Origin of the sequence: Streptococcus sp. E29BA (assembly GCF_041807805.1) — a bacterium.
Classification (GTDB): Bacteria; Bacillota; Bacilli; order Lactobacillales; family Streptococcaceae; genus Streptococcus; species Streptococcus entericus.
The window spans coordinates 1-20,682 of record NZ_JBGTZA010000006.1; the positions used below are offsets into that span (position 1 = coordinate 1).

The 20,682-nt window shown below is 45.5% G+C and carries 19 protein-coding genes and 1 pseudogene; 18 read left to right on the top strand and 2 right to left on the bottom strand.

The window, feature by feature from the left end; translation table 11 throughout:
• Positions 1 to 430, bottom strand: a pseudogene (locus tag ACERC8_RS02100) (transposase family protein); the annotation flags it as partial.
• A gap of 376 nt (positions 431 to 806) precedes the next feature.
• Between ACERC8_RS02100 and ACERC8_RS02105 the strand changes: the two are divergent.
• From ACERC8_RS02105 to ACERC8_RS02165, 13 genes are all read left to right on the top strand, one after another.
• Complete coding sequence (locus ACERC8_RS02105) at positions 807 to 2,396, top strand: DEAD/DEAH box helicase (RefSeq protein ID WP_373658250.1); 1,590 nt, start codon at positions 807 to 809, stop codon at positions 2,394 to 2,396.
• Between the two features lie 258 nt (positions 2,397 to 2,654).
• A complete protein-coding gene (locus tag ACERC8_RS02110; protein ID WP_373658251.1) occupies positions 2,655 to 3,176 on the top strand; it encodes a hypothetical protein in 522 nt (173 codons plus the stop codon).
• Between the two features lie 9 nt (positions 3,177 to 3,185).
• The gene (locus ACERC8_RS02115; protein ID WP_018368276.1) at positions 3,186 to 3,560 is read left to right on the top strand and encodes a DUF1149 family protein; all 375 of its coding nucleotides are present in this window, start codon (positions 3,186 to 3,188) and stop codon (positions 3,558 to 3,560) included.
• Complete coding sequence (locus ACERC8_RS02120) at positions 3,561 to 4,403, top strand: DegV family protein (RefSeq protein ID WP_373658252.1); 843 nt, start codon at positions 3,561 to 3,563, stop codon at positions 4,401 to 4,403.
• 9 nt (positions 4,404 to 4,412) lie between these two features.
• A complete protein-coding gene (gene dapB, locus ACERC8_RS02125) occupies positions 4,413 to 5,177 on the top strand; it encodes a 4-hydroxy-tetrahydrodipicolinate reductase (RefSeq protein ID WP_373658254.1) in 765 nt (254 codons plus the stop codon).
• A gap of 42 nt (positions 5,178 to 5,219) precedes the next feature.
• Positions 5,220 to 6,221 (top strand): DNA cytosine methyltransferase, encoded by a 1,002-nt coding sequence (locus tag ACERC8_RS02130; protein WP_373658255.1) that lies wholly within the window; start codon positions 5,220 to 5,222, stop codon positions 6,219 to 6,221.
• Complete coding sequence (locus ACERC8_RS02135) at positions 6,221 to 7,039, top strand: Eco47II family restriction endonuclease (protein ID WP_373658256.1); 819 nt, start codon at positions 6,221 to 6,223, stop codon at positions 7,037 to 7,039. Before ACERC8_RS02130 ends, ACERC8_RS02135 begins: the two co-directional genes overlap by 1 nt.
• Positions 7,040 to 7,068: 29 nt before the next feature.
• A complete protein-coding gene (locus tag ACERC8_RS02140) occupies positions 7,069 to 8,283 on the top strand; it encodes a CCA tRNA nucleotidyltransferase (RefSeq protein ID WP_373658257.1) in 1,215 nt (404 codons plus the stop codon).
• Between the two features lie 8 nt (positions 8,284 to 8,291).
• Entirely contained in the window at positions 8,292 to 9,401 is a 1,110-nt protein-coding gene (locus ACERC8_RS02145) for a PD-(D/E)XK nuclease family protein (protein WP_373658258.1), read from the top strand.
• A gap of 23 nt (positions 9,402 to 9,424) precedes the next feature.
• The gene (locus ACERC8_RS02150; protein WP_373658260.1) at positions 9,425 to 11,293 is read left to right on the top strand and encodes an ABC-F family ATP-binding cassette domain-containing protein; all 1,869 of its coding nucleotides are present in this window, start codon (positions 9,425 to 9,427) and stop codon (positions 11,291 to 11,293) included.
• Positions 11,294 to 11,296: 3 nt separating this feature from the next.
• Positions 11,297 to 11,770: a GNAT family N-acetyltransferase gene (locus tag ACERC8_RS02155; RefSeq protein ID WP_373658261.1), complete on the top strand. Its 474-nt coding sequence runs from the start codon at positions 11,297 to 11,299 to the stop codon at positions 11,768 to 11,770.
• 50 nt (positions 11,771 to 11,820) lie between these two features.
• Positions 11,821 to 13,563 carry an ABC transporter ATP-binding protein gene (locus ACERC8_RS02160; RefSeq protein WP_373658262.1) on the top strand — a complete coding sequence of 581 codons (1,743 nt, stop codon included), beginning with the start codon at positions 11,821 to 11,823 and terminating at the stop codon, positions 13,561 to 13,563.
• Between the two features lie 2 nt (positions 13,564 to 13,565).
• Entirely contained in the window at positions 13,566 to 15,329 is a 1,764-nt protein-coding gene (locus ACERC8_RS02165; RefSeq protein WP_373658263.1) for an ABC transporter ATP-binding protein, read from the top strand.
• 103 nt (positions 15,330 to 15,432) lie between these two features.
• On the opposite strand, the gene ACERC8_RS02170 is transcribed toward ACERC8_RS02165, so the two are convergent.
• Positions 15,433 to 16,782, bottom strand: coding sequence for an aspartate kinase (locus ACERC8_RS02170; protein ID WP_373658264.1), 1,350 nt, complete (start codon positions 16,780 to 16,782; stop codon positions 15,433 to 15,435).
• 173 nt (positions 16,783 to 16,955) lie between these two features.
• On the opposite strand from ACERC8_RS02170, the gene ACERC8_RS02175 reads away from it, so the two are divergent.
• The 5 genes from ACERC8_RS02175 (at position 16,956) to fabK (ending at position 20,682) form a co-directional block, all read left to right on the top strand.
• Positions 16,956 to 17,744, top strand: a complete 789-nt coding sequence (locus tag ACERC8_RS02175; protein WP_373658265.1) for an enoyl-CoA hydratase — start codon at positions 16,956 to 16,958, stop codon at positions 17,742 to 17,744.
• A 92-nt stretch (positions 17,745 to 17,836) separates the two neighbouring features.
• Complete coding sequence (locus ACERC8_RS02180) at positions 17,837 to 18,271, top strand: MarR family winged helix-turn-helix transcriptional regulator (protein WP_373658266.1); 435 nt, start codon at positions 17,837 to 17,839, stop codon at positions 18,269 to 18,271.
• The gene (locus tag ACERC8_RS02185) at positions 18,271 to 19,248 is read left to right on the top strand and encodes a beta-ketoacyl-ACP synthase III (protein WP_373658267.1); all 978 of its coding nucleotides are present in this window, start codon (positions 18,271 to 18,273) and stop codon (positions 19,246 to 19,248) included. Before ACERC8_RS02180 ends, ACERC8_RS02185 begins: the two co-directional genes overlap by 1 nt.
• A 59-nt stretch (positions 19,249 to 19,307) precedes the next feature.
• Positions 19,308 to 19,529, top strand: a complete 222-nt coding sequence (locus tag ACERC8_RS02190; protein WP_373658268.1) for an acyl carrier protein — start codon at positions 19,308 to 19,310, stop codon at positions 19,527 to 19,529.
• 187 nt (positions 19,530 to 19,716) lie between these two features.
• A complete protein-coding gene (fabK, locus tag ACERC8_RS02195; protein ID WP_373658269.1) occupies positions 19,717 to 20,682 on the top strand; it encodes an enoyl-[acyl-carrier-protein] reductase FabK in 966 nt (321 codons plus the stop codon).

A 20,682-nucleotide genomic window follows, 5' to 3' on the forward strand; every position in this document is an offset into this window, starting at 1 on the left:
TTGAACTGAAATTCCTTTAGTTTTCGGATGACCGTTGAGGTTGATACGGTTAGGCTTTCAGCGATGGCCGTCATGGCCACCTTTTCAATCAGTTTCTGGGCGATTTTCTGATTAAGAATGACAGGAATTTGATGGTTGACTTGACCAGTGACGTTTCAGCGACAGCCATTTTCCCGCAATTCGAGCAACGAAAGCGGCGCTTTCGCAAGCGAATGAGTGTCTGGTAACCAGCACACTCAAGATAAGGTATTTTGGATAGGTTCTGGAAGTCGTACTTGACCATCTGTCCCTGGCAATGTTGGCATTTTGGATCAGGATAATCGAGTTTAGCGATGACCTCTTTGTGACTCCTAGCCTCCACAATCTCCAAAATAGTGATATTAGGGTCTTTAATTCCGAGTAGGTTTGTGATAGAATTGAACTGTTCCATATGTGTCTTTCTAATGAGTTGTTTAAGCACTTTTCATTGTAGGTCATATGGAACTTTTTTTCTACACTCAAAAGGCTCTATAATCTCCATGGTGGATTTACCCACTACAGAAATTATAGAGCCGTTAAAAATAGCTTATTGAAATTAAGTCAGTAAAGATGTGACGTTTCCGTTGTCAAACGCTTAGGAGAAGGTTATCTACGATGCTAACGGCTTAAAGCAGCTCTTTGCAACAATGAAAACGTGTTATGTGAACTTTCAAAGTTAATCTCACCTTAATTGTGAATTTTGTGTTATACTAGTTAGGTTGTTTGTTCAACGATATAGAAAAGCGTGATAAGGCAGCTTCGCACTGCCTTTTTAGAAAGAAGATAACATGAATTTTAATGAACTTGCTCTGTCCTTAGAGATTTTATCTGCTGTGGAGACAGCAGGCTTTACCACCCCGTCACCGATTCAGGAGCTGACTATCCCACTAGCTTTAGCTGGTAAGGATGTGATTGGTCAAGCCCAGACGGGAACAGGAAAGACCGCCGCTTTTGGCTTGCCGACCCTTGATAAGATTGATACGACAAATCCTGCGGTGCAGACCTTAGTTATCGCTCCGACCCGTGAATTGGCGGTGCAGAGTCAGGAAGAGCTCTTCCGCTTCGGTCGGGATAAGGGCGTCAAAGTTCGCTCTGTTTATGGTGGATCTAGCATTGAAAAGCAGATCAAGGCCCTCAAGTCAGGTGCCCACGTAGTTGTTGGAACACCAGGTCGCCTGCTTGATTTAATCAAACGTAAAGCTTTGAAACTAGATGGGATTGAGACTTTGATTTTGGATGAGGCTGATGAGATGCTCAATATGGGCTTCCTTGATGATATCGAAGCCATCATCAGTCGCACGCCGGAAAGCCGTCAAACCTTGCTGTTTTCGGCGACCATGCCTGACCCGATTAAGCGCATCGGTGTCCAGTTTATGAAAGAACCTGAACACGTTAAGATTGCGGCTAAGGAGTTAACGACAGAGTTGATTGACCAGTACTATGTCCGCGTACGGGAGCATGAAAAGTTTGATACCATGACCCGCCTTATGGATGTGGAGCAGCCAGAATTGGCCATCGTCTTTGGTCGAACCAAACGCCGTGTTGATGAGTTGACTCGCGGGCTCAAGCTTCGTGGCTACCGTGCCGAAGGGATTCATGGGGATCTTGATCAGGGCAAACGCCTACGTGTTCTTCGTGATTTCAAAAATGATACCTTGGATATTTTGGTTGCAACAGACGTTGCTGCCCGTGGATTGGACATTTCTGGCGTGACCCACGTCTACAACTATGATATTCCGCAAGACCCAGAGAGTTATGTGCACCGTATCGGTCGGACAGGTCGTGCGGGCAAATCTGGTCAATCTATTACCTTTGTCTCACCAAATGAGATGGGCTATCTGGCCATTATCGAAAATTTAACCAAAAAGCGCATGAAGGGCATGAAGCCTGCGACAGCAGAAGAGGCCTTCAAGGCAACCAAGCGAGTAGCGCTTAAGAAAATTGAGCGTGATTTTGCCGACGAAGCTATCCGTGCGGAATTTGATAAGTTCAAAGGTGATGCCATTAAGTTAGCTGCTGAGTTTAGCCCAGAAGAGTTGGCGCAGTATATCCTTACCTTGACGGTGCCAAATCCTGACACTATGCCTAAGGTAGAAATTGCCCAAGAAAAACCACTGCCTTTCAAGTTTGCCCCAGGTCAAGCCAAAGGAAAAGGCAGTCGAGGACGTTCAGACCGTGACGATAGAGCTGGTCGCGACCGTCGTGGAGGCTATCGTGGTGACCGTCGCCGGGATGATCGCGATGGTGACCGCAGGGACTTTAAGCGCAGGTCCAATAGAAACCAGCGTGATGTCGTTAAAAAAGACAACAAGCGCCCTCACCGTACCTCGAGTGAAAAACAAACTGGTTTTGTGATTCGTAATAAAGGTGATAAGTAATGTCCAACAAATGAGAATAGGGTAAAAGCCTCTTTCTCATCTAATGCACATAAAAATAAGATGAAAGATGCTAAATGCCACAGATACGATTGTGGTAATTAGCATCTTTTTAGTGCCATTGCGTTTCCACTACTCTAGTGATTGATTACTCTGTGCTAATATTTCTGTTAGAATAATTGTCCTATCGCAAGGGAAACTCGCTACACTACCACTGTTTTACTAGATGACGATTGACAAGAGATATGGTATAATAGTTAAATGACAACAATAACGACCATTTATGCAAATCATGCTGAATACCCACGTGTTCCAGACCAGTACCTGGATGAAATTTTAGCTAAACCGATTGCCAAGCTTCAGATGGTGCGAACATCTGAAGGGCTATTGCCTGGACATATCATCTTGCTCTGGCGTATTCAGTTTGGGAGCTACCTAACCACTAGCCAACCTCACAAATACTTTGCAACGACCTATGGGATTGATGCTGAACATGACCTGGTTTGGTTAATTGAAGAGGGCTATGTCTTTATTGAAGGGGCAAGAGATGCCCTGCGCCATCAGCCGATTACTCAATTAAAAGCTTGGCTTAAGGACAAAGGGATAAGCGGTTTGTCAAAGATGAAACGTGCTGATTTGGATAAAGCAGTTTTAACGCATTTTTCTGATCAAGAATTAGAACAATACTGTCAAGAACGTGCTTATTTGTTAACAGAAAAAGGTCTCAGTACCTTGGCAAACCATCCAGAGATTGTTGCAAAACACCCACAGAAAAAATTTTAAGGAGACAACATGGAACTCACTAGAGAACAAGTTTTTGTTAATGCCTACCACTACGATGCCCGCAATCATGAGTGGGAAAAAGAGCATGGTGCACCAGAATCGAATGCAGAAGTCAAGTTTCAACTTATAGAAAAGAGTGAAGAAAACCAAAAGACGACATTTATGGCGGTCTTGCACTTTATTATTGTCCAGCAAGATTTTGTAGTGAGCGGTGTGATGTCACAAATTAACTATTTGCATAACCGTTTGGTTGAGTCGCCGAGTGAATTTTCGCAACATGACGTAGAAGAGGTATCCGCGCCCCTGCTTGATATGTTGCGCCGTCTAACCTATGAAGTAACAGAAGTTGCCCTAGATCGTCCTGGGATTAGTTTGGAGTTTTAAATGAAGTTAGCTGTTATTACAGATAGTTCTGCCTACCTTTCAGAGGATTTGAGACGTCGCGAAGGCTTATTTGTTCTGGATATTCCGATTACCATTGACGGAGAGACCTATGTTGAGGGGGTCAATCTGACACCTGAAGACTTTTATGCCAAGATGGCAGCTAGCCAAGCCTTGCCAACGACCAGCCAGCCCAGTGTGGCGGAGTTAGATGATATTTTATCTGCCTTGCCAGAGCAGGGCTATACTCATGTGATTGGTCTATTTCTCTCTAGTGGGATTTCGGGCTTTTTCCAAAATATTCAGTATTTGATGGAGGAGCACAGTGACCTGACTGTCGCTTTTCCAGATAGTAAGATTACCTCTGTGCCCTTGACCAGCATGGCGGTTAATGCTCTTGATTGGGCAGATGCGGGAGTTAATTTTGAGATGATGTTGGACAAGCTCAATCAAAAAATCGCGAAAAGCAATGCTTTTATCATGGCGAATGATTTGAATCACTTGGTCAAAGGGGGACGATTGTCAAATGGCTCTGCGATTCTTGGCAACCTCCTGTCCATCAAGCCTATCCTTTATTTCAATGAAGAGGGCGTGATTACAGTCTATGAAAAGGTTCGCACGGAGAAAAAGGCGGTTAAGCGACTGGTGGAGATTTTGCAAGAGCGAACAGCCGATGGTGACTATGAGATTGCCATTCTCCACACCAACGCCCCTGATAAGGCAAGAGAGTTCCAGCAGCTGCTGGCGGTGCTGGGCTTATCCGCAGAGATTGTACCGCTCAATAGTGTCATCGCAACCCATCTGGGCGAGGGGGGCATCGCCTTTGGCATTACCCCTATTGTATAAGGAAATGATATGATTAAGGTTATTATTGCAGGATTTTTAGGCAAGATGGGGTCAACAGCTGTCCAGATGGTACAGGCTGACCCTGAGCTACAGTTGGTCGGTCTCTTGGATCCCTTTGCGACTGAAAAAGAGATTGAGGGCGTGCCTGTCTTCACCGATAAGGCGGACTTGGTGGGCTTCTCTGCGGATGTCTGGGTCGACTTCACGACCCCTGCGGTCGCTTATGACAACACTCGCTTTGCTCTTGAGCAGGGATTTGCCCCTGTCGTAGGGACGACTGGCTTTACCGAGGCACAAATCGCCGAGCTGATTGACTTGTCTCGTCAGAAAAAGCTGGGTGGCTTGATTGCCCCTAACTTTGCGATTGGCGCTATCCTCTTGATGGAATTTGCCCAGAAAGCGGCCAAGTATTTCCCAGATGTGGAGATCATCGAGCTCCATCACGATAAGAAAAAAGATGCGCCGTCAGGCACGGCCATTAAGACCGCAGAGCTTCTGCGTGAGACCCGTCAAAGCAAGCCACAAGGGGCTACTGACGAAGAGGAGTTGCGGGCAGGAGCACGTGGGGCGGAAGTGGACGGCATGCGGATTCATTCCGTGCGCTTGCCAGGTCTCGTTGCCCATCAGGAAGTCATCTTTGGAGCGCAGGGTGAGGGTCTGACCCTTCGTCATGATTCCTATGACCGTGTATCCTTTATGAGCGGGGTCAATATCGGGATTAAGGCTGTGGTCGCCCGTGACCAACTTGTTTACGGATTAGAGAGTCTGCTCTAGGCTTAGGCAACTAATAAACAAGATAATGAGAGGAAGTCTAGTTTGAAGACAATTGAATTATTTGCAGGAGCTGGAGGGCTAGCCCTAGGAGTGGAAGCAGCAGGCTTTGAAACTATCGGATTAGTTGAATTTGATAAAGCAGCTGCCGAAACGCTGAAGGCCAATCGTCCTAATTGGCGTGTTATCCATGATGATGTCGCCAACATCTCGCCGCTTGATTTAGAAGATTATTTTCAAATCAAAAAAGGAGAACTAGACTTGCTTAGTGGTGGTGCTCCCTGCCAATCTTTTTCCTATGCTGGTAAGCGTCTAGGTTTGGAAGATACTAGAGGAACGCTATTTTATCACTATGCTGTTTTTTTAGAGAAATTACAACCTAAAATGTTTCTCTTCGAAAATGTTAAGGGCTTGGTTAGTCATGATAAAGGGAGAACCTATCAGACGATTTTGACAGTCTTCGAAGATGCTGGTTATCAAGTCCAGTCTAAGGTTCTTAATGCTTGGGACTATGGTGTTGCTCAAAAGCGTGAACGAATGATTATGGTTGGTATTCGAAATGACTTGGTTGATAAAACCGAGTTTATTTATCCGATTCCTCATAGCTATAAACCTGTTTTGAAAGATATTTTAGTTGATACACCACCTAGTGTTGGTGCCTCTTATTCTGACTATAAGAAAGCGATTTTTGAGTTGGTTCCACCTGGGGGTTATTGGCGAGATATTCCAGAAGAGGTCGCTAAACCTTATATGAAATCGACGTGGGATATGGGTGGTGGTCGGACAGGTATTCTACGTCGGTTGAGCATGGACGAGCCGTCTTTAACGGTTTTGACCTCGCCCAGTCAGAAACAGACGGATCGCTGTCATCCCCTTGAAGCAAGACCTTTTACTGTTCGAGAAAATGCTCGCATTCAATCTTTTCCTGATGAATGGGTCTTTACTGGCAGTGTTGGTAATCAGTACAAGCAAGTTGGGAATGCCGTCCCTGTAAAATTAGCCTATGAGGTAGCCAATCAGATTAAGAAAAGTTTGGAGGTAGTTTAATGTGGACACTTGATTTTATTAGCCAAGAGAATTTTTATCATCATGTTCGCATGACGATTGGCAAATATGGTGAAAAATTAACCTCATTTGATTTACAACGTTTTAATAAAAATATCATTGACCCTGTTAAATTGATTTTTGATAAAACTGTTTATCAGCAATCGTGGGAGGACATTATTAATAGTGAAATTTTCCGTCAAAGGGATAAAGCGAATAACAATGATATTGGTTATTTCCATCAAGGAATTTTTCAATACATGTTAGACTGCCGAGTTCCAGACAATGGAAAAGAGGGAGGTTGGGATGTTATCTTAGAACGCCCAAGTGCTATTGAACTTCCTGACGGTTCAACGGTTAGTCGTGTTTATGTTGAAATGAAAAATAAACATAATACGATGAATTCTGCTGCTGCTGGAAAAACGTTTATCAAAATGCAATCCCAGTTGCTAGATGATGATGATTGTGCCTGCTTTTTAGTTGAGGCGATCGCTAAGCAATCTCAAAATATCAAGTGGGAGACAACTGTTGATAAGAAGAAAGTTGGTCATAAACATATTAGGAGAGTTAGCCTTGATCAATTTTATGCTCTAGTGACTGGACAAGAAGACGCTTTTTATCAAATGTGTTTAATACTTCCAGAGGTCATTCAAGATTGTGTGACCGACTTAGCTGATACGGTTGTTCCTAACGATACGGTCTTACAGGAAATTCAACAGTCAGTAGTTCACGACGACAACCTATCTGACGAACAAGCCTTTGCTTTGGCTATTTATCTATTAGGTTTCTCAAGTTATCAAGGCTTTAATCGTCTTAATTAGAGAGAATCATCTGCAACAGAGGAAAACAAATGAAACTAACCAATCTGCCTTCTGAATTTCAGAAGGCTTTGCCGATTTTAGAGAAATTACAGGCGGCGGGCTACGAGGCTTATTTTGTGGGCGGTTCGGTGCGAGATGCCATTTTAGGTCGTCCTATCCACGATGTGGACATCGCCACTTCCGCCTATCCGCAGGAGGTTAAGAGCATTTTTCCACGCACGGTTGATATTGGGATTGAGCATGGCACGGTGCTGGTCTTGGACGGTGAGGCGGGCTACGAGGTGACGACCTTTCGTACGGAGGATGTCTATGTGGACTATCGCCGTCCTTCTGGTGTGACTTTTGTCCGCTCGCTGGAGGAGGACTTGCTGCGGCGGGATTTCACGGTCAACGCCTTTGCCCTCGATAGCAGCGGTCAGGTCATTGACCTCTTTGATGGGCTGGCTGACCTTGACCACCGCCTGCTCCGTGCGGTTGGCGTCCCTGCCGAGCGCTTTCAGGAGGATGCCCTGCGGATCATGCGTGGCTTTCGCTTTGCAGCCAGTCTTGGCTTTACCCTTGAGACTGCGACTTTTGAGGCAATGGCAGAGCTGGTACCCTTGTTAGCCAAGATTTCCGTGGAGCGGGTCTTCATCGAGTTTGATAAGCTCTTGACCGCACCATTTTGGCAGGCTGGTCTGACCAGCCTGATAGCGAGTTGTGCCTATGACTTTCTGCCTGATATGGCTGAAAAAGGAGCAGCGCTTGAGACCTTGCGTGATGGCTTCACTGAGGGCTATCAGTTTATCAGCTCCGAACAGGCTTGGGCTGCTCTGCTATTCGCCCTAAACATCAGAGAGGTCAAGCCCTTCCTGAAAAAATGGAAAACCTCCAATGACCTTCAGAAAGCTGTCGACCAGCTGGTGTCTGCCTACCATGAGCGTTTGAGTGCGGAGCCCAGTCGTCAGCTGGTCTACCGCTATGGTAAGAACTGCCTGCTCTTGGTGGAGAATCTGCGGTCTGCTCAGGGCTTATCCAGCCAGCCAGCGCTGATCCAGCAATTAGACGAGGAGCTCCCTATCCATTCCAAACAAGACATGGCCATCACCGGGCGAGACCTGATCCAAGACTTCGGCATCACACCAGGCCCCCAGCTGGGCGACATTCTGGACGAACTGGAACGGGCTATCGTCGCGGGAGAAGTGGGGAATGAGAGGGAGGAGATTGTTAAGTATCTTGTCAAGCATTTAAAAATGTTAAACTAGGAGAAAATATGAGTAATTTGCAGGAGAATGTTAATGCGCTAAAGCAATCCCCTCTATTTGCTTTATCGTTGGGGGGAAAAGAGTTATCCCACTCTAATTTTTGGGAGTGGTTAATCAATATTAGGGTTGATAGTGTCAATCCTTTTGTGGAAGTTTTTTATCCAGAGTTTTATTCTAAGAAGAATCAGTTCATTAAGGTAGAAAGAGAAAAAGGACACAGGGACTTAACCATTTATTTTGAGGATTCTAATGGTATGAGAAAGGCTGTTTTCATCGAAAATAAATTGAAATCTATTCCGACTATTGAGCAGTTAAGAACATATGAAGAGAATTTTTCTGAGAAGAATATTGTATTTGAGTTTGGTATCCTAACAGGAATAGAGCAGACATTACATTACGATAATTGGGAATTTTTATCTTATGCTAAAATTTCTGAAAGAATAGCTGGAATAAATCAAATAGTTACTCTAGATTCCCATATCTTTAACACTATTGAAAATTATGTTTCTGACATCCAACTAATAAGTTGTATACTTTTAGAGAAGTTGAACGAAGCACAGAATAGATACTTTTTTGAAAGTGATTCTGAACTTGAGAAGTTGAGATTAGAAGATATATATTTAAAGTTTTCTGGAAGTAAGTTGAGCCAATTCATTGAGAAAGAACTTAATGTAGAGTTTCAAACTCCTTGGGGTATGCCTGTGATTGGTAACTTTTTTAATAATAAAAAACCTACTGTAGATATTATGTATAAGCAGAAGGTAAATGGTGAAATTATTGGAGTTATAGGTATTCAGATTGAAGGAAGACAATTTAGACTTCATTCTGGACCAGTATCACATTATTCACGATTTGATGATAAAGATTATTATTTCAATGAGATGAAGAGAGTAGGATTTTTGGAGAATTACGATAAGAGTTCTAAATTGATAAGAGAAAAAAAGACATCTTTGAGTAAATTGTATGGTAGCTATACTGGTAAAATCAAAAATAATTTTCAAATCTATCAATATTGGAATATTAGAAATGGAATTACTTACGACGAGCTAATTGATGAAATTAAAACGGAATTACTGAAAGTAAAAAATATTATTCAAGATGGTTTTACTTTCGAGTAAAATAATCTTTTAGAAAGCACCTTATGTCAAACTTTATCGTAGAACACTTAACTAAGTCCGTCGGTGACAAGACGGTTTTTCGGGACATCAGCTTTATCGTCCATGAGCTGGATCGCATCGGTCTCATTGGCGTCAACGGTACGGGCAAGACCACGCTCCTTGACGTTCTGTCGGGGCGGTCTGGCTTTGACGGCGACCGCTCGCCCTTTACCGCTGCCAAGGGCTACACCATCAGCTACCTGACCCAAGAGCCTGATTTTGACGACAGCAAGTCCGTCCTAGACACGGTGCTGTCATCGGAGTTAAGGGAAATGGCAGTGCTGAAACGCTATGAAGCGCTGCTCCTCGACTACTCAGAAGAGAGCCAGAAAGAGCTGGAAAAGGTCATGGCAGAGATGGATGCGCTGGACGTCTGGTCGATCGAGAGCGAGGTCAAAACGGTTCTGACCAAACTAGGGATCACAGATTTGCAAGCCACCGTCGGCTTCTTGTCTGGGGGGCTGCGCCGTCGGGTTCAGCTAGCCCAGGTGCTCCTGTCAGACAGTGACCTCTTGCTCCTTGACGAGCCGACCAACCATCTGGACATCGACACCATCTCTTGGCTGACCACTTACCTGAAAACCGGTAAGAAAACAGTCCTCTTCATCACCCATGACCGCTATTTCTTGGACAATGTCGCTACCCGTATCTTTGAGCTGGCCAACAGCCAGCTTACTGAGTACCAGGGCAACTACCAAGACTATGTTCGCCTGCGGGTCGAGCAGGACGAGCGGGATGCGGCCAGCTTCCACAAGAAAAAGCAACTCTACAAGCAGGAGTTGGAGTGGATGCGTCGCCAACCGCAGGCGCGTGCGACCAAGCAACAAGCTCGTATTAATCGCTTCCATGAGCTGAAGGGGAAATTGGCGACCACGACCACCAGTACAGAGTTGGACATCACCTTTGAGACCAGTCGGATTGGCAAGAAAGTCATTAACTTTGAGCAGGTCAGCTTCTCCTATGGGGACAAGCCGATTTTGAGCAATTTTAATCTGCTCATTCAAAACAAGGACAGGATTGGCATTGTCGGAGACAATGGGGTCGGCAAGTCCACCCTGCTCAACCTCATTAGCGGAGACTTGCAAGCCACTGCTGGGACGGTTGACATGGGGGAGACTGTGCGGGTTGGCTACTTCTCGCAAAATCTTAAGGGGATGGACGAGAGCAAGCGGGTCATCAACTACCTGCAAGAGGTGGCAGACGAGGTTAAGACAACTGTCGGCACGACCAGCATTTCCGAGCTCTTGGAGCAGTTTCTCTTTCCTCGCTCAACTCACGGCACCCAGATTGCCAAGCTGTCTGGTGGCGAGAAAAAACGGCTCTATCTCTTGAAAATCTTGATTGAAAAGCCCAATCTCCTGCTCCTAGACGAGCCGACCAATGATTTGGACATTGCGACCTTGACAGTCTTGGAGAACTTCCTGCAAGGCTTTGCAGGTCCTGTGATTACGGTTAGCCATGACCGTTATTTCCTTGACAAGGTGGCGACCAAGATTCTAGCCTTTGAGGCTGGCGGTGTCAGGGAATTTTTCGGCAACTACACCGATTATCTGGATGAAAAGGCCTTCGAGCGGGACAGCTCTGCGATTGCCCCAAAAACGGAAAAACCAAAGGCAGAAAAGGAAAAAGCCGAGCGCAAGCGCATGTCCTACTTTGAGAAGCAGGAATGGGCGGTCATCGAGGAGAAGATTGCTAGCCTTGAGGAGCGGATTGCCGCTATTGAGGGTGAGATGGCGACCTGTGGAGCGGACTTTGCCCGCCTGTCCGACTTGCAAAAAGAGTTGGACGAGCAAAATGACCAGCTCCTTGCCAAGTACGAGCGCTATGAGTATTTGAGTGAGTTGGAGGGGTAGGAGATGGAACTTCATTACCTCACCCCAACTGATAACTCTGCGGTGGCCACGCTTGTCCGTCACTGTTTAGAAGATGAGGGATTGGCTTTGCCTGGAACAGCTTATTTTGACCCGCAGTTGGATGATTTGGCTGACTATTATGATAAACTGCCTCGTTCTCAATACTTGGTCATCAAGGTAGACGACAGGGTGGTTGCCTGCGGTGGTTTTGGTCCGATTTCAGAATTGGTTTGTGAGCTGCAAAAACTCTATGTAGACAAAAACTACCGTGGAAAAGGCTATGCCAGCCAGCTCTTGGCACACATTGAAGAAAAAGCGCTGCAAGCAGGCTATGAGCAGATGTATCTAGAAAGCTCCACCAAGCTAGCTGCTGCCCTCAAACTCTATGAGAAGATGGGCTACCAGCATTTAGCTCAGCCATTGACCCAGGAAACGGGCCACTACCTGATGGATGTCTGGATGGTTAAGTCGCTGTGATGGTCACTAACTATTGAGCTTGCAACTCCAGAAAGACGAGAAAGGAACTTATGGCATATATTTGGTCTTATTTGAAACATTACCCCAAATGGCTCTTGTTAAATGTGGTCGGGGTTTTACTCTTTATTGTGGTCAATCTAGGTCTGCCGACCATTTTGGCACGGATGATTGATGACGGTTTGGTGCAGCAAAATGAAGCTGCCCTCTACCGCTGGTTTTGGGTCATGTTGTTAGCTAGTCTAGCTGGTCTGGTCGGTCGCCTGACCATGGCTTATGCCACTAGCAAGTTAACGACTACCATGATTCAGGACATGCGTAATGACATGTACGACAAGCTTCAGGCTTATTCTCACCATGAGTACGAGCAAATCGGCGTCTCCTCTCTCGTCACTCGGATGACAACGGATGCCTACATGCTCATGCAATTCGCTGATCAAGCCTTGCGTCTTGGCATGATTACCCCACTGATGATGCTGTTTTCGGTGGGTATGATTCTTCGCACTAGCCCATCCATGGCTTGGATTGTGGCGGTCTCCATTCCTTTCTTGGTGGCTGTGGTGGTCTACGTCGCTAGACGAACGGAACCTTTATCAGAGCAGCAACAAACAACGCTGGACAAGATTAACCAGTACGTGCGAGAAAACCTAACTGGTCTTCGAGTTGTTCGTGCCTTTGCACGGGAAGACTTTCAGGAAGAGCGGTTTGCGACGGCCAACCAGTCGTTCACAGAGACCTCAAGCAAGTTGTTTCGCCTGACTGCCTTGACTGAGCCCATCTTTGTGCAAATCATCATCGCCATGATTGTCGCCATTGTCTGGTTTGCCATTCCGCCACTGTCGCGAGGAGACTTGCAGATCGGTGACATGGTTGCTTTTATCGAATACGCCTTTCATGCGCTGTTTTCCTTTTTGCTTTTTTCTAACCTTTTTACCATGTATCCGAAGATGGCAGTCTCTAGTCACCGGATTAAAGAAGTGATGACCCTGCCTATCTCTATCGCACCAAATGAGGATGGAGTGACAGAAACAGCGACCAAGGGCTATCTGGAATTTGACAATGTGACCTTTGCTTACCCAGGAGAGACGGAGAGTCCTGTTCTCCATAACATCTCCTTTAAGACCAAGCCCGGGGAAACCATCGCTTTTATCGGTTCAACGGGGTCTGGGAAATCTAGTCTAGTCAGCCTGATTCCTCGGTTTTATGATGTGACCTTGGGGAAAATTTTAGTCGATGGGGTTGATGTTCGAGACTACAACCTCAAGGCTTTGCGGTCTAAGATAGGCTTTATTCCTCAGAAAGCTCTGCTATTTACCGGAACAATCGAAGAAAACCTCAAGTACGGTAAGGAAACGGCGACTCTGCCTGAGCTGGAGCAAGCAGCGCAAGTATCACAGGCAGCTGACTTTATCGCTAGCCGTGAGGAGGGCTACGAGAGCTTGTTGGCAGAGGGCGGTAGTAACTTGTCTGGTGGGCAAAAGCAGCGGCTGTCGATTGCGCGAGCGGTGGTTAAGCAGGCGGACATTTATATTTTTGATGATTCTTTCTCAGCCTTGGACTATAAGACTGATGCCGAGGTACGACGGCGGTTGAAGGCGGTGACACAGGAGGCGACAGTGCTCATTGTGGCGCAACGGGTTGGTACTATTATGGATGCTGACCAGATTATCGTGCTGGACAAGGGAGAGATTGTTGGGCGCGGGACGCATGAGGAGCTCATGCTCAGCAATGCCATTTATCGCGAGATTGCAGAGTCTCAGCTCAATAGCCAGAGTTTGACAGAAAGTGAGGGCTAAGAATGACAGAACAAGGTTTTAAGCGACTGTGGCCTTATCTTAGTCGCTATCGAGGCTCACTCTTTTTAGCTGTTTTCTTTAAGGTCATCAGTATTGTAGCTGGTGTTTTGGAACCCTTTGTTATTGGTTTAGTTATCACAGAGTTGACGCAAAACCTGATTGATATGACGAAAGGTGTCGCTGGTGCAGACATTAACTATCGCTATGTGACCCTAATTTTAGGACTCTATCTGGTGCGTGCCCTCTTCTTTGAAGTCGGTGTTTACCTAGCCAATATCTACATGACCAAGGTGGTGCAAGGTGCGATGCGTGACTTACGCCAAGACCTCAGCTATAAAATCAATCGCTTGCCAGTGGCTTATTTTGACCAGCACCGGTTTGGTGATCTTTTAGGGCGATTTACAACCGATGTAGAGACCGTCTCGAATGCTCTTCAGCAGTCTTTCTTACAGATTGTTAATGCGGTTTTGAGTTTAATTTTGGTCATCTCCATGATGGTCTGGCTCAATAGTCAGCTGGCGCTAGTGGTCATGGTTAGTATGCCCATCACCTACTTGACGGCTCGGTTCTTGTTGAAGCTGTCTCAGCCATACTTCGCCGAGCAATCCAAAATTTTAGGAGACCTTAACGGGTTTGTTCAGGAGAATCTGACGGGATTCAACATTATCAAGCTCTATGGTCGTGAAGAAGCATCTAGTCGAGATTTTCGCCACATTACCAGCAGCCTGCAGGTAGCTGGCTTCAAGGCTAGTTTTTTATCCAGTCTGATGTTCCTGCTTAACTCTATCTCTGATTTGACCTATGTCGTTCTAGCGCTTTTAGGTGGGCTTCAGGTGTTGGCAGGGCGATTGACCATTGGTAACATGCAGGCCTTTGTTCAGTATGTTTGGCAGATTAGTCAGCCAGTCCAGACCTTAGCGCAGTTGTCGGGACAATTGCAGAGCGCTAAATCATCTTTAGGACGGATTTTTGCTGTTCTCGATGAAAACGAAGAAACGAGCAGTCTCCAAACGGCTGACGAAATCAATTTGACTGGTCAAGTGACCTTTAGTAAGGTTTCTTTCCAATATAGTCCAGATAAGCCCCTCATTCGAGATTTTAATCTGACAGTTGAACCAGGTGAGATGATTGCCATCGTTGGTCCCACGGGTGCAGGAAAGACTACTTTGATTAACCTTCTCATGCGCTTTTATGATGTGACTGCGGGAGCTATTTCCCTAGATGGTAGAGATATCAGAGAACTGGATAGACGGGCGGTGCGCCGCCAGTTCGGGATGGTTTTGCAGGATGCTTGGCTCTATGAAGGGAGCATCAAGGACAATCTACGGTTTGGTAACCTCTCAGCGACCGATGAGGAGCTGGTGGCAGCAGCTCAGGCTGCCAATGTGGACCACTTTATTCGCACCCTACCAGGTGGTTACAAGATGGAAATGAACCAAGAATCCAGCAACATTTCGCTGGGGCAAAAACAGCTCTTGACCATTGCCCGTGCCCTATTGGCAGACCCGAAAATTTTGATTTTGGATGAAGCGACCTCGTCAGTGGACACAAGACTTGAGCTACTTATCCAGCAGGCTATGAAAAAGCTCATGCAAGGGAGAACTAGCTTTGTCATCGCCCACCGCTTGTCAACTATCCGAGAAGCAGATAAGATTTTGGTCCTTAAGGACGGTCAGATTATTGAGCAAGGCACGCATGACAGTTTACTGGCTGACAAAGGCTTCTACTATGAACTCTACCAAAGCCAGTTTGCCAAGACAGATTAAAAAAGGCGTGAGAATGAAATAGTCTAGGAGGCTATTTCATTCTCACGCCTTTAATATCTAATAGACAATCCAAGTATTAAAAATACGGTCACACAATCAATTTCTAGTTAAAAAATGCACGGTACAGCGCTCTGACTGCAGCTTTTTCATCGCTTGTTTTAACAACAAACATGACGGAAACCTCACTGGCACCTTGGGAAATCATCACCAAGTTAATCTCCTCTTTAGCTAAAGCAAAAGTAGCAGTGGCTGCAACGCCGACATGATTTTTCATATTTTCGCCAACAATCATAATAATCGACAAATCTCGTTCGATGTCAACATGATCAACTTCTAGTTTTCGCGTTAATTGATCAATGATTTCCTGCTCTTTAATTGGACTGAGTTCACGCTCACGCACAACAACGGATAAATCATCAATCCCCGTTGGCATATGTTCGAATCTGATATTCAAATCTTCAAGAATCTGAAGTACCTTCCGTCCAAATCCAACTTCTCGGTTCATCATGTATTTGGAAATATTGATGCTGACAAATTTATCATCCCCAGAGACCCCAACAACTGGCTGGTCTTTTTTGGGACTCTCCAAGACAATTGTTGTACCAGGATGATCAGGGTTGTTTGTATTTTTGATGACAATAGGGACTTTTCCACGATAGGCTGGAATGAGCGCTTCATCATGTAAAACAGAGAACCCACCGTAGGCCAGCTCGCGCATTTCCCGATAAGTTAACTCGGGAATGGAGTGTGGCTGGTCAACGACACCTGGGTGAGCAGCAAATATCCCATCAACATCAGTGAAGTTTTCGTAAATATCAGCCTTAACCCCTGCTGCAACAATGGCGCCTGTAATATCAGACCCTCCTCGCGAGAAGGTACAGATTTGTCCGTCAACTGTAACACCAAAAAATCCAGGGATAACTAAAATTTCTTCAGAATCACGCAGTTTTTGCAAGGCATTATAGCTTGATGTTAGAAGTTGTGCGTTACCGGGTTCACCGGTGACGATAATGCCAGCTTCTTCTGGGTGAATATACTTAGCATCTAACCCTCTTTGTCTAAAGAAATAGGCAATCAATTTAGCATTGTTGTCTTCTCCAGCTGCCAAAAAAGTATCGTAAAGAAACTCGTTTCCTTCTTTCGGCAGAGTGGCTAGACTGGCGATGGCTAATGCGATGTCATCAAGAATTTTGTTAGACAAGCCAAGTTCATCAACCATGGCTTTATAGCGGTTGATGATCCAGTTTTGATCAGCCGTCACATCGTGATTAGCGGTATAATTTTTGTAGTATTTAATCAGGGCATCGGTCACTTTTGTGTCATCTGCCGAACGTTTGCCTGGTGCTGAGACAATGACGAAACGTCGTTCATTATCTGATTTAACAATGTTAAAAACTTTTTCTAGTTGCTGGGCAGAAGCAAGAGAGCTGCCACCAAATTTGGCTACTTTCATGAATGGTCCTATTCTTTCTAAAACTTTACCCTAGCATTATAGCAAAGACAATAAACTTTGTCAGTAGCTTTACAGTTTTTACTTGCATTTTCAGTTAAATCAGTTATAATAAAGTAAATCGTTTGATTATCAAATGATTTATCTATCTAACTATATAAGGGGATGATAAGGAGATGTTTGAAGAAATTATCTATGAGGTAGCAGATGGTGTTGCCACCCTGACCCTCAATCGCCCTCAAGTCTCTAATGGCTTTAATGTACCCATTTGCGAGGAGATTTTAGCAGCGATTGAGCTAGCCAATCAGGATCAAGCTGTTAAGATTCTTCTGGTCAAGGGTGAGGGAAAGGTGTTCTCCGTTGGTGGGGACTTGGCCGAGATGCAACGGGCTGTGGATGCCGATGATGTGTCATCTTTAGTGAAAATAGCAGAGCTGGTTAACACGATTTCCTTTGTCTTGAAGCGTCTGCCAAAACCAGTGATTATGGCAGTTGATGGCCCAGTGGCTGGTGCAGCCTTTAACATGGTTGTCGCTGCAGATTTTTGCATCGCGACTGAACGAGCGAAGTTTATCCAAGCCTTTGTGAATGTTAATCTAGCACCAGATGCTGGAGGTATTTTCCTCTTGACCCGCTCTTTAGGGATCAACCGAGCCACCCAGCTGGCGATGACGGCAGAAGCTGTAACAGCTGAACGTGGTTTAGACTATGGTTTTGTTTATAAAACTTGCACGTCAGATAAGTTAGATAAAACGGTTACGAATCTTATCACAAAATTAAACAGAGCCTCTTTTCAATCCTATGCGGCAATCAAACAGATGATTTGGGCTAGCGAATTTGCAGGTTGGGAAGATTATTCTAAGTTAGAATTGAAATTGCAGTCAGACTTAGCTTACAAAGAAGATTTCAAAGAAGGCGTTCGAGCTTACACTGAAAAACGCCGCCCTCAATTTACAGGAAACTAGTGATGACATTTTTTTCTTGTCAAACAACTTTGGTTGTGATATAATTTGACCATCAAAGTTCTAGCTTTGATAAGATACAGTGGAGGTGTGGTGTGGACTACAATCAAATCAATAGTTACTTAGTAGATATTTTTAACCGTGTTTTGGTTGTAGAGGAGAACAGCCTGAGACAAAGTCAGTTTAAGGATGTTAGTTTAAAGGAGATGCACACCATTGACATTATTGGAACAAACAAGAATGTCACACCATCTGATATTGCAAAAGAGCTGCTCCTAACCCTAGGAACAGTTACCACCAGCCTTAATAAACTGGAAGCAAAAGGGTACATCACACGGACACGTTCGCTGACAGATCGTCGTGTGGTTTACATTAGCTTAACAAGCAAGGGACGCTTGCTGTATAGACTTCACCGTCAGTTCCACAAAAATATGGTGTTAAAGGTATTAGGCGATATGAGCGAGAGCGAGGTCCTAGCGCTTCAAAAAGGTCTAGCTAGCCTTCACCAGTTTCTGGAGGACTTGATGTGATGACCTATGCAAGAATTAGTCAGGTTGCTCACTACGTACCTAGTCAGGTGGTGACCAATGATGATCTCGCAGCAATCATGGATACCAGCGACGACTGGATTGCTAGTCGTACGGGTATTAGAGAGAGGCGGATCAGCCAGACAGAGGACACCAGTCAGTTAGCGACAGCCGTTGCTGAGCAACTGCTCCAAAAAGCAGGCTTGACGGCAGAAGAGCTTGATTTTATCATCATTGCGACCATTACGCCAGACAGCATGATGCCTTCAACAGCAGCTCTCGTTCAGGGAGCTCTTGGAGCTACGCGTGCATTTGCGTTTGATGTTGCGGCAGCTTGCTCAGGTTTCGTCTTTGCCTTATCAACCGCTGAAAAATTAATCCAGTCTGGTCTTTATCAAAAAGGTCTTGTCATTGGGGCGGAGGTCTTTTCTAAGATTTTGGACTGGTCTGATCGTAGCACCGCTGTGCTCTTTGGTGACGGTGCTGGCGGGGTCTTGCTGGAGGCCAGCGATCACCAGTATTTTCTGGCCGAGAGCCTCAATACCGACGGCACCCATGGACAAGCCTTGCAGTCAGGAAAGTCAGGTTTTTCATCGCCTTTTGCGGCAATGGCAGAGCAGGCTGATAGTCGGGTTCAGATGAACGGTCGAGCCATCTTTGATTTTGCTATCAAGACCGTATCAAAAAGCATCCGTCAACTGTTATCCGACAATGACTTATCGGCAGAGGCTGTCGATTACTACCTGCTTCATCAAGCCAACAGTCGCATCATTGACAAGATGGCTCAAAAAATTGGTGCTGATCTAGCTAAATTCCCAGCCAATATGATGAGCTATGGCAATACCAGTGCAGCGTCCATTCCTATCCTGCTCTCCGAGTGCGTCGCCGATGGGCGGATTCGTCTCGATGGTAGCCAAACCGTCCTCTTATCAGGCTTCGGTGGTGGCTTAACCTGGGGTAGTTTACTGATTACAATCTAGTTATCAATGGGTTAGCACCCGTTTATAAAAATATTTTTATCCAAAAAGGAGACCCTATCATGGCAGTATTTGAAAAAGTACAAGAAATTATCGTTGAAGAACTCGGCAAAGATGCTGAAGAAGTCACTCTCATGACAACCTTTGATGAGTTGGACGCTGACTCACTGGATGTGTTCCAAGTTATTTCAGAAATTGAAGATGCGTTTGACATCCAAATCGAAACAGAAGACGGTTTGAACACTGTTGGCGACTTGGTTGCTTACGTTGAAGGCAAAATTTAATTCGTTTCATAAAGAAGCTATCAATATCATTAAAATATAGAAGTTAAGGCTAAATGCTTAGCCTTACTTCTTACCTGAATAGTTTGATAGAAAAAATATTTTTTTATCAAACTTGCTAGGTAAGCAAGAGAAACCTGTCTTGTTTTCCTAGCAGGTTTGCTAAGTTGTAAAAAGGATAAGAACTAAAATGAACACACGTATTACAACATTATTAAACATCAAATACCCTATTTTCCAAGGGGGGATGGCATGGGTGGCAGATGGTGATTTGGCTGGTGCTGTCTCAAATGCTGGTGGTCTGGGCATCATCGGTGGGGGCAACGCTCCAAAAGAGGTTGTTCGTGCCAATATCCAGAAGGTCAAGTCTATTACGGATAAGCCATTTGGGGTCAATATCATGCTCCTATCGCCTTTTGCGGATGACATCGTGGACTTGGTCATCGAAGAGGGTGTCAAGGTCGTGACGACAGGTGCGGGAAATCCTGGTAAGTACATGGAACGCTTGCATGCAGCAGGGGTTATCGTCATTCCAGTGGTACCGTCCGTTGCCCTTGCTAAGCGCATGGAAAAACTGGGTGTGGATGCTGTCATTGCCGAAGGCATGGAAGCAGGAGGCCACATTGGTAAGTTGACGACCATGACCTTGGTGCGTCAGGTTGTCGAAGCGGTGACGATTCCTGTCATTGCAGCAGGTGGTATTGCAGATGGTCACGGTGCGGCGGCAGCCTTTATGCTGGGGGCAGAGGCGGTGCAGGTAGGGACACGCTTTGTTGTGGCGATAGAGTCCAATGCCCACCAAAACTTCAAAGATAAGGTCTTGAAAGCTAAGGACATTGATACGGTGGTGTCGGCTTCTGTTGTCGGGCACCCTGTCCGTGCTATTAAAAATAAGCTGGCGACAGCTTACAGTCAGGCTGAGAAAGATTTCTTAGCGGGTAAAAAGACAGCTGAAGAAATTGAAGAGCTGGGAGCTGGTGCCCTTCGCAATGCGGTGGTTGACGGGGATGTTGACCATGGCTCTGTCATGGCAGGTCAGATTGCAGGGCTCATCAGTAAGGAAGAGACTTGTGAAGAGATTTTGAAGGATATTTACTACGGTGCGGCTGCAGTGATCAAGGAAGAAGCAACGCGTTGGGCAAGTATTGGAGAATAA

Bases quoted from the DNA above. Each gene is read 5' to 3' on its own strand.
- ACERC8_RS02140 (WP_373658257.1), top strand. From the start codon at position 7,069: ATGAAACTAACCAATCTGCCTTCTGAATTTCAGAAGGCTTTGCCGATT.
- ACERC8_RS02105 (WP_373658250.1), top strand. From the start codon at position 807: ATGAATTTTAATGAACTTGCTCTGTCCTTAGAGATTTTATCTGCTGTG.
- ACERC8_RS02160 (WP_373658262.1), top strand. From the start codon at position 11,821: ATGGCATATATTTGGTCTTATTTGAAACATTACCCCAAATGGCTCTTG.
- ACERC8_RS02120 (WP_373658252.1), top strand. From the start codon at position 3,561: ATGAAGTTAGCTGTTATTACAGATAGTTCTGCCTACCTTTCAGAGGAT.
- ACERC8_RS02165 (WP_373658263.1), top strand. From the start codon at position 13,566: ATGACAGAACAAGGTTTTAAGCGACTGTGGCCTTATCTTAGTCGCTAT.
- ACERC8_RS02190 (WP_373658268.1), top strand. From the start codon at position 19,308: ATGGCAGTATTTGAAAAAGTACAAGAAATTATCGTTGAAGAACTCGGC.
- ACERC8_RS02145 (WP_373658258.1), top strand. From the start codon at position 8,292: ATGAGTAATTTGCAGGAGAATGTTAATGCGCTAAAGCAATCCCCTCTA.
- ACERC8_RS02135 (WP_373658256.1), top strand. From the start codon at position 6,221: ATGTGGACACTTGATTTTATTAGCCAAGAGAATTTTTATCATCATGTT.
- ACERC8_RS02110 (WP_373658251.1), top strand. From the start codon at position 2,655: ATGACAACAATAACGACCATTTATGCAAATCATGCTGAATACCCACGT.
- ACERC8_RS02115 (WP_018368276.1), top strand. From the start codon at position 3,186: ATGGAACTCACTAGAGAACAAGTTTTTGTTAATGCCTACCACTACGAT.
- dapB (WP_373658254.1), top strand. From the start codon at position 4,413: ATGATTAAGGTTATTATTGCAGGATTTTTAGGCAAGATGGGGTCAACA.
- ACERC8_RS02155 (WP_373658261.1), top strand. From the start codon at position 11,297: ATGGAACTTCATTACCTCACCCCAACTGATAACTCTGCGGTGGCCACG.
- ACERC8_RS02175 (WP_373658265.1), top strand. From the start codon at position 16,956: ATGTTTGAAGAAATTATCTATGAGGTAGCAGATGGTGTTGCCACCCTG.
- ACERC8_RS02185 (WP_373658267.1), top strand. From the start codon at position 18,271: ATGACCTATGCAAGAATTAGTCAGGTTGCTCACTACGTACCTAGTCAG.
- ACERC8_RS02150 (WP_373658260.1), top strand. From the start codon at position 9,425: ATGTCAAACTTTATCGTAGAACACTTAACTAAGTCCGTCGGTGACAAG.
- ACERC8_RS02170 (WP_373658264.1), bottom strand. From the start codon at position 16,782: ATGAAAGTAGCCAAATTTGGTGGCAGCTCTCTTGCTTCTGCCCAGCAA.
- fabK (WP_373658269.1), top strand. From the start codon at position 19,717: ATGAACACACGTATTACAACATTATTAAACATCAAATACCCTATTTTC.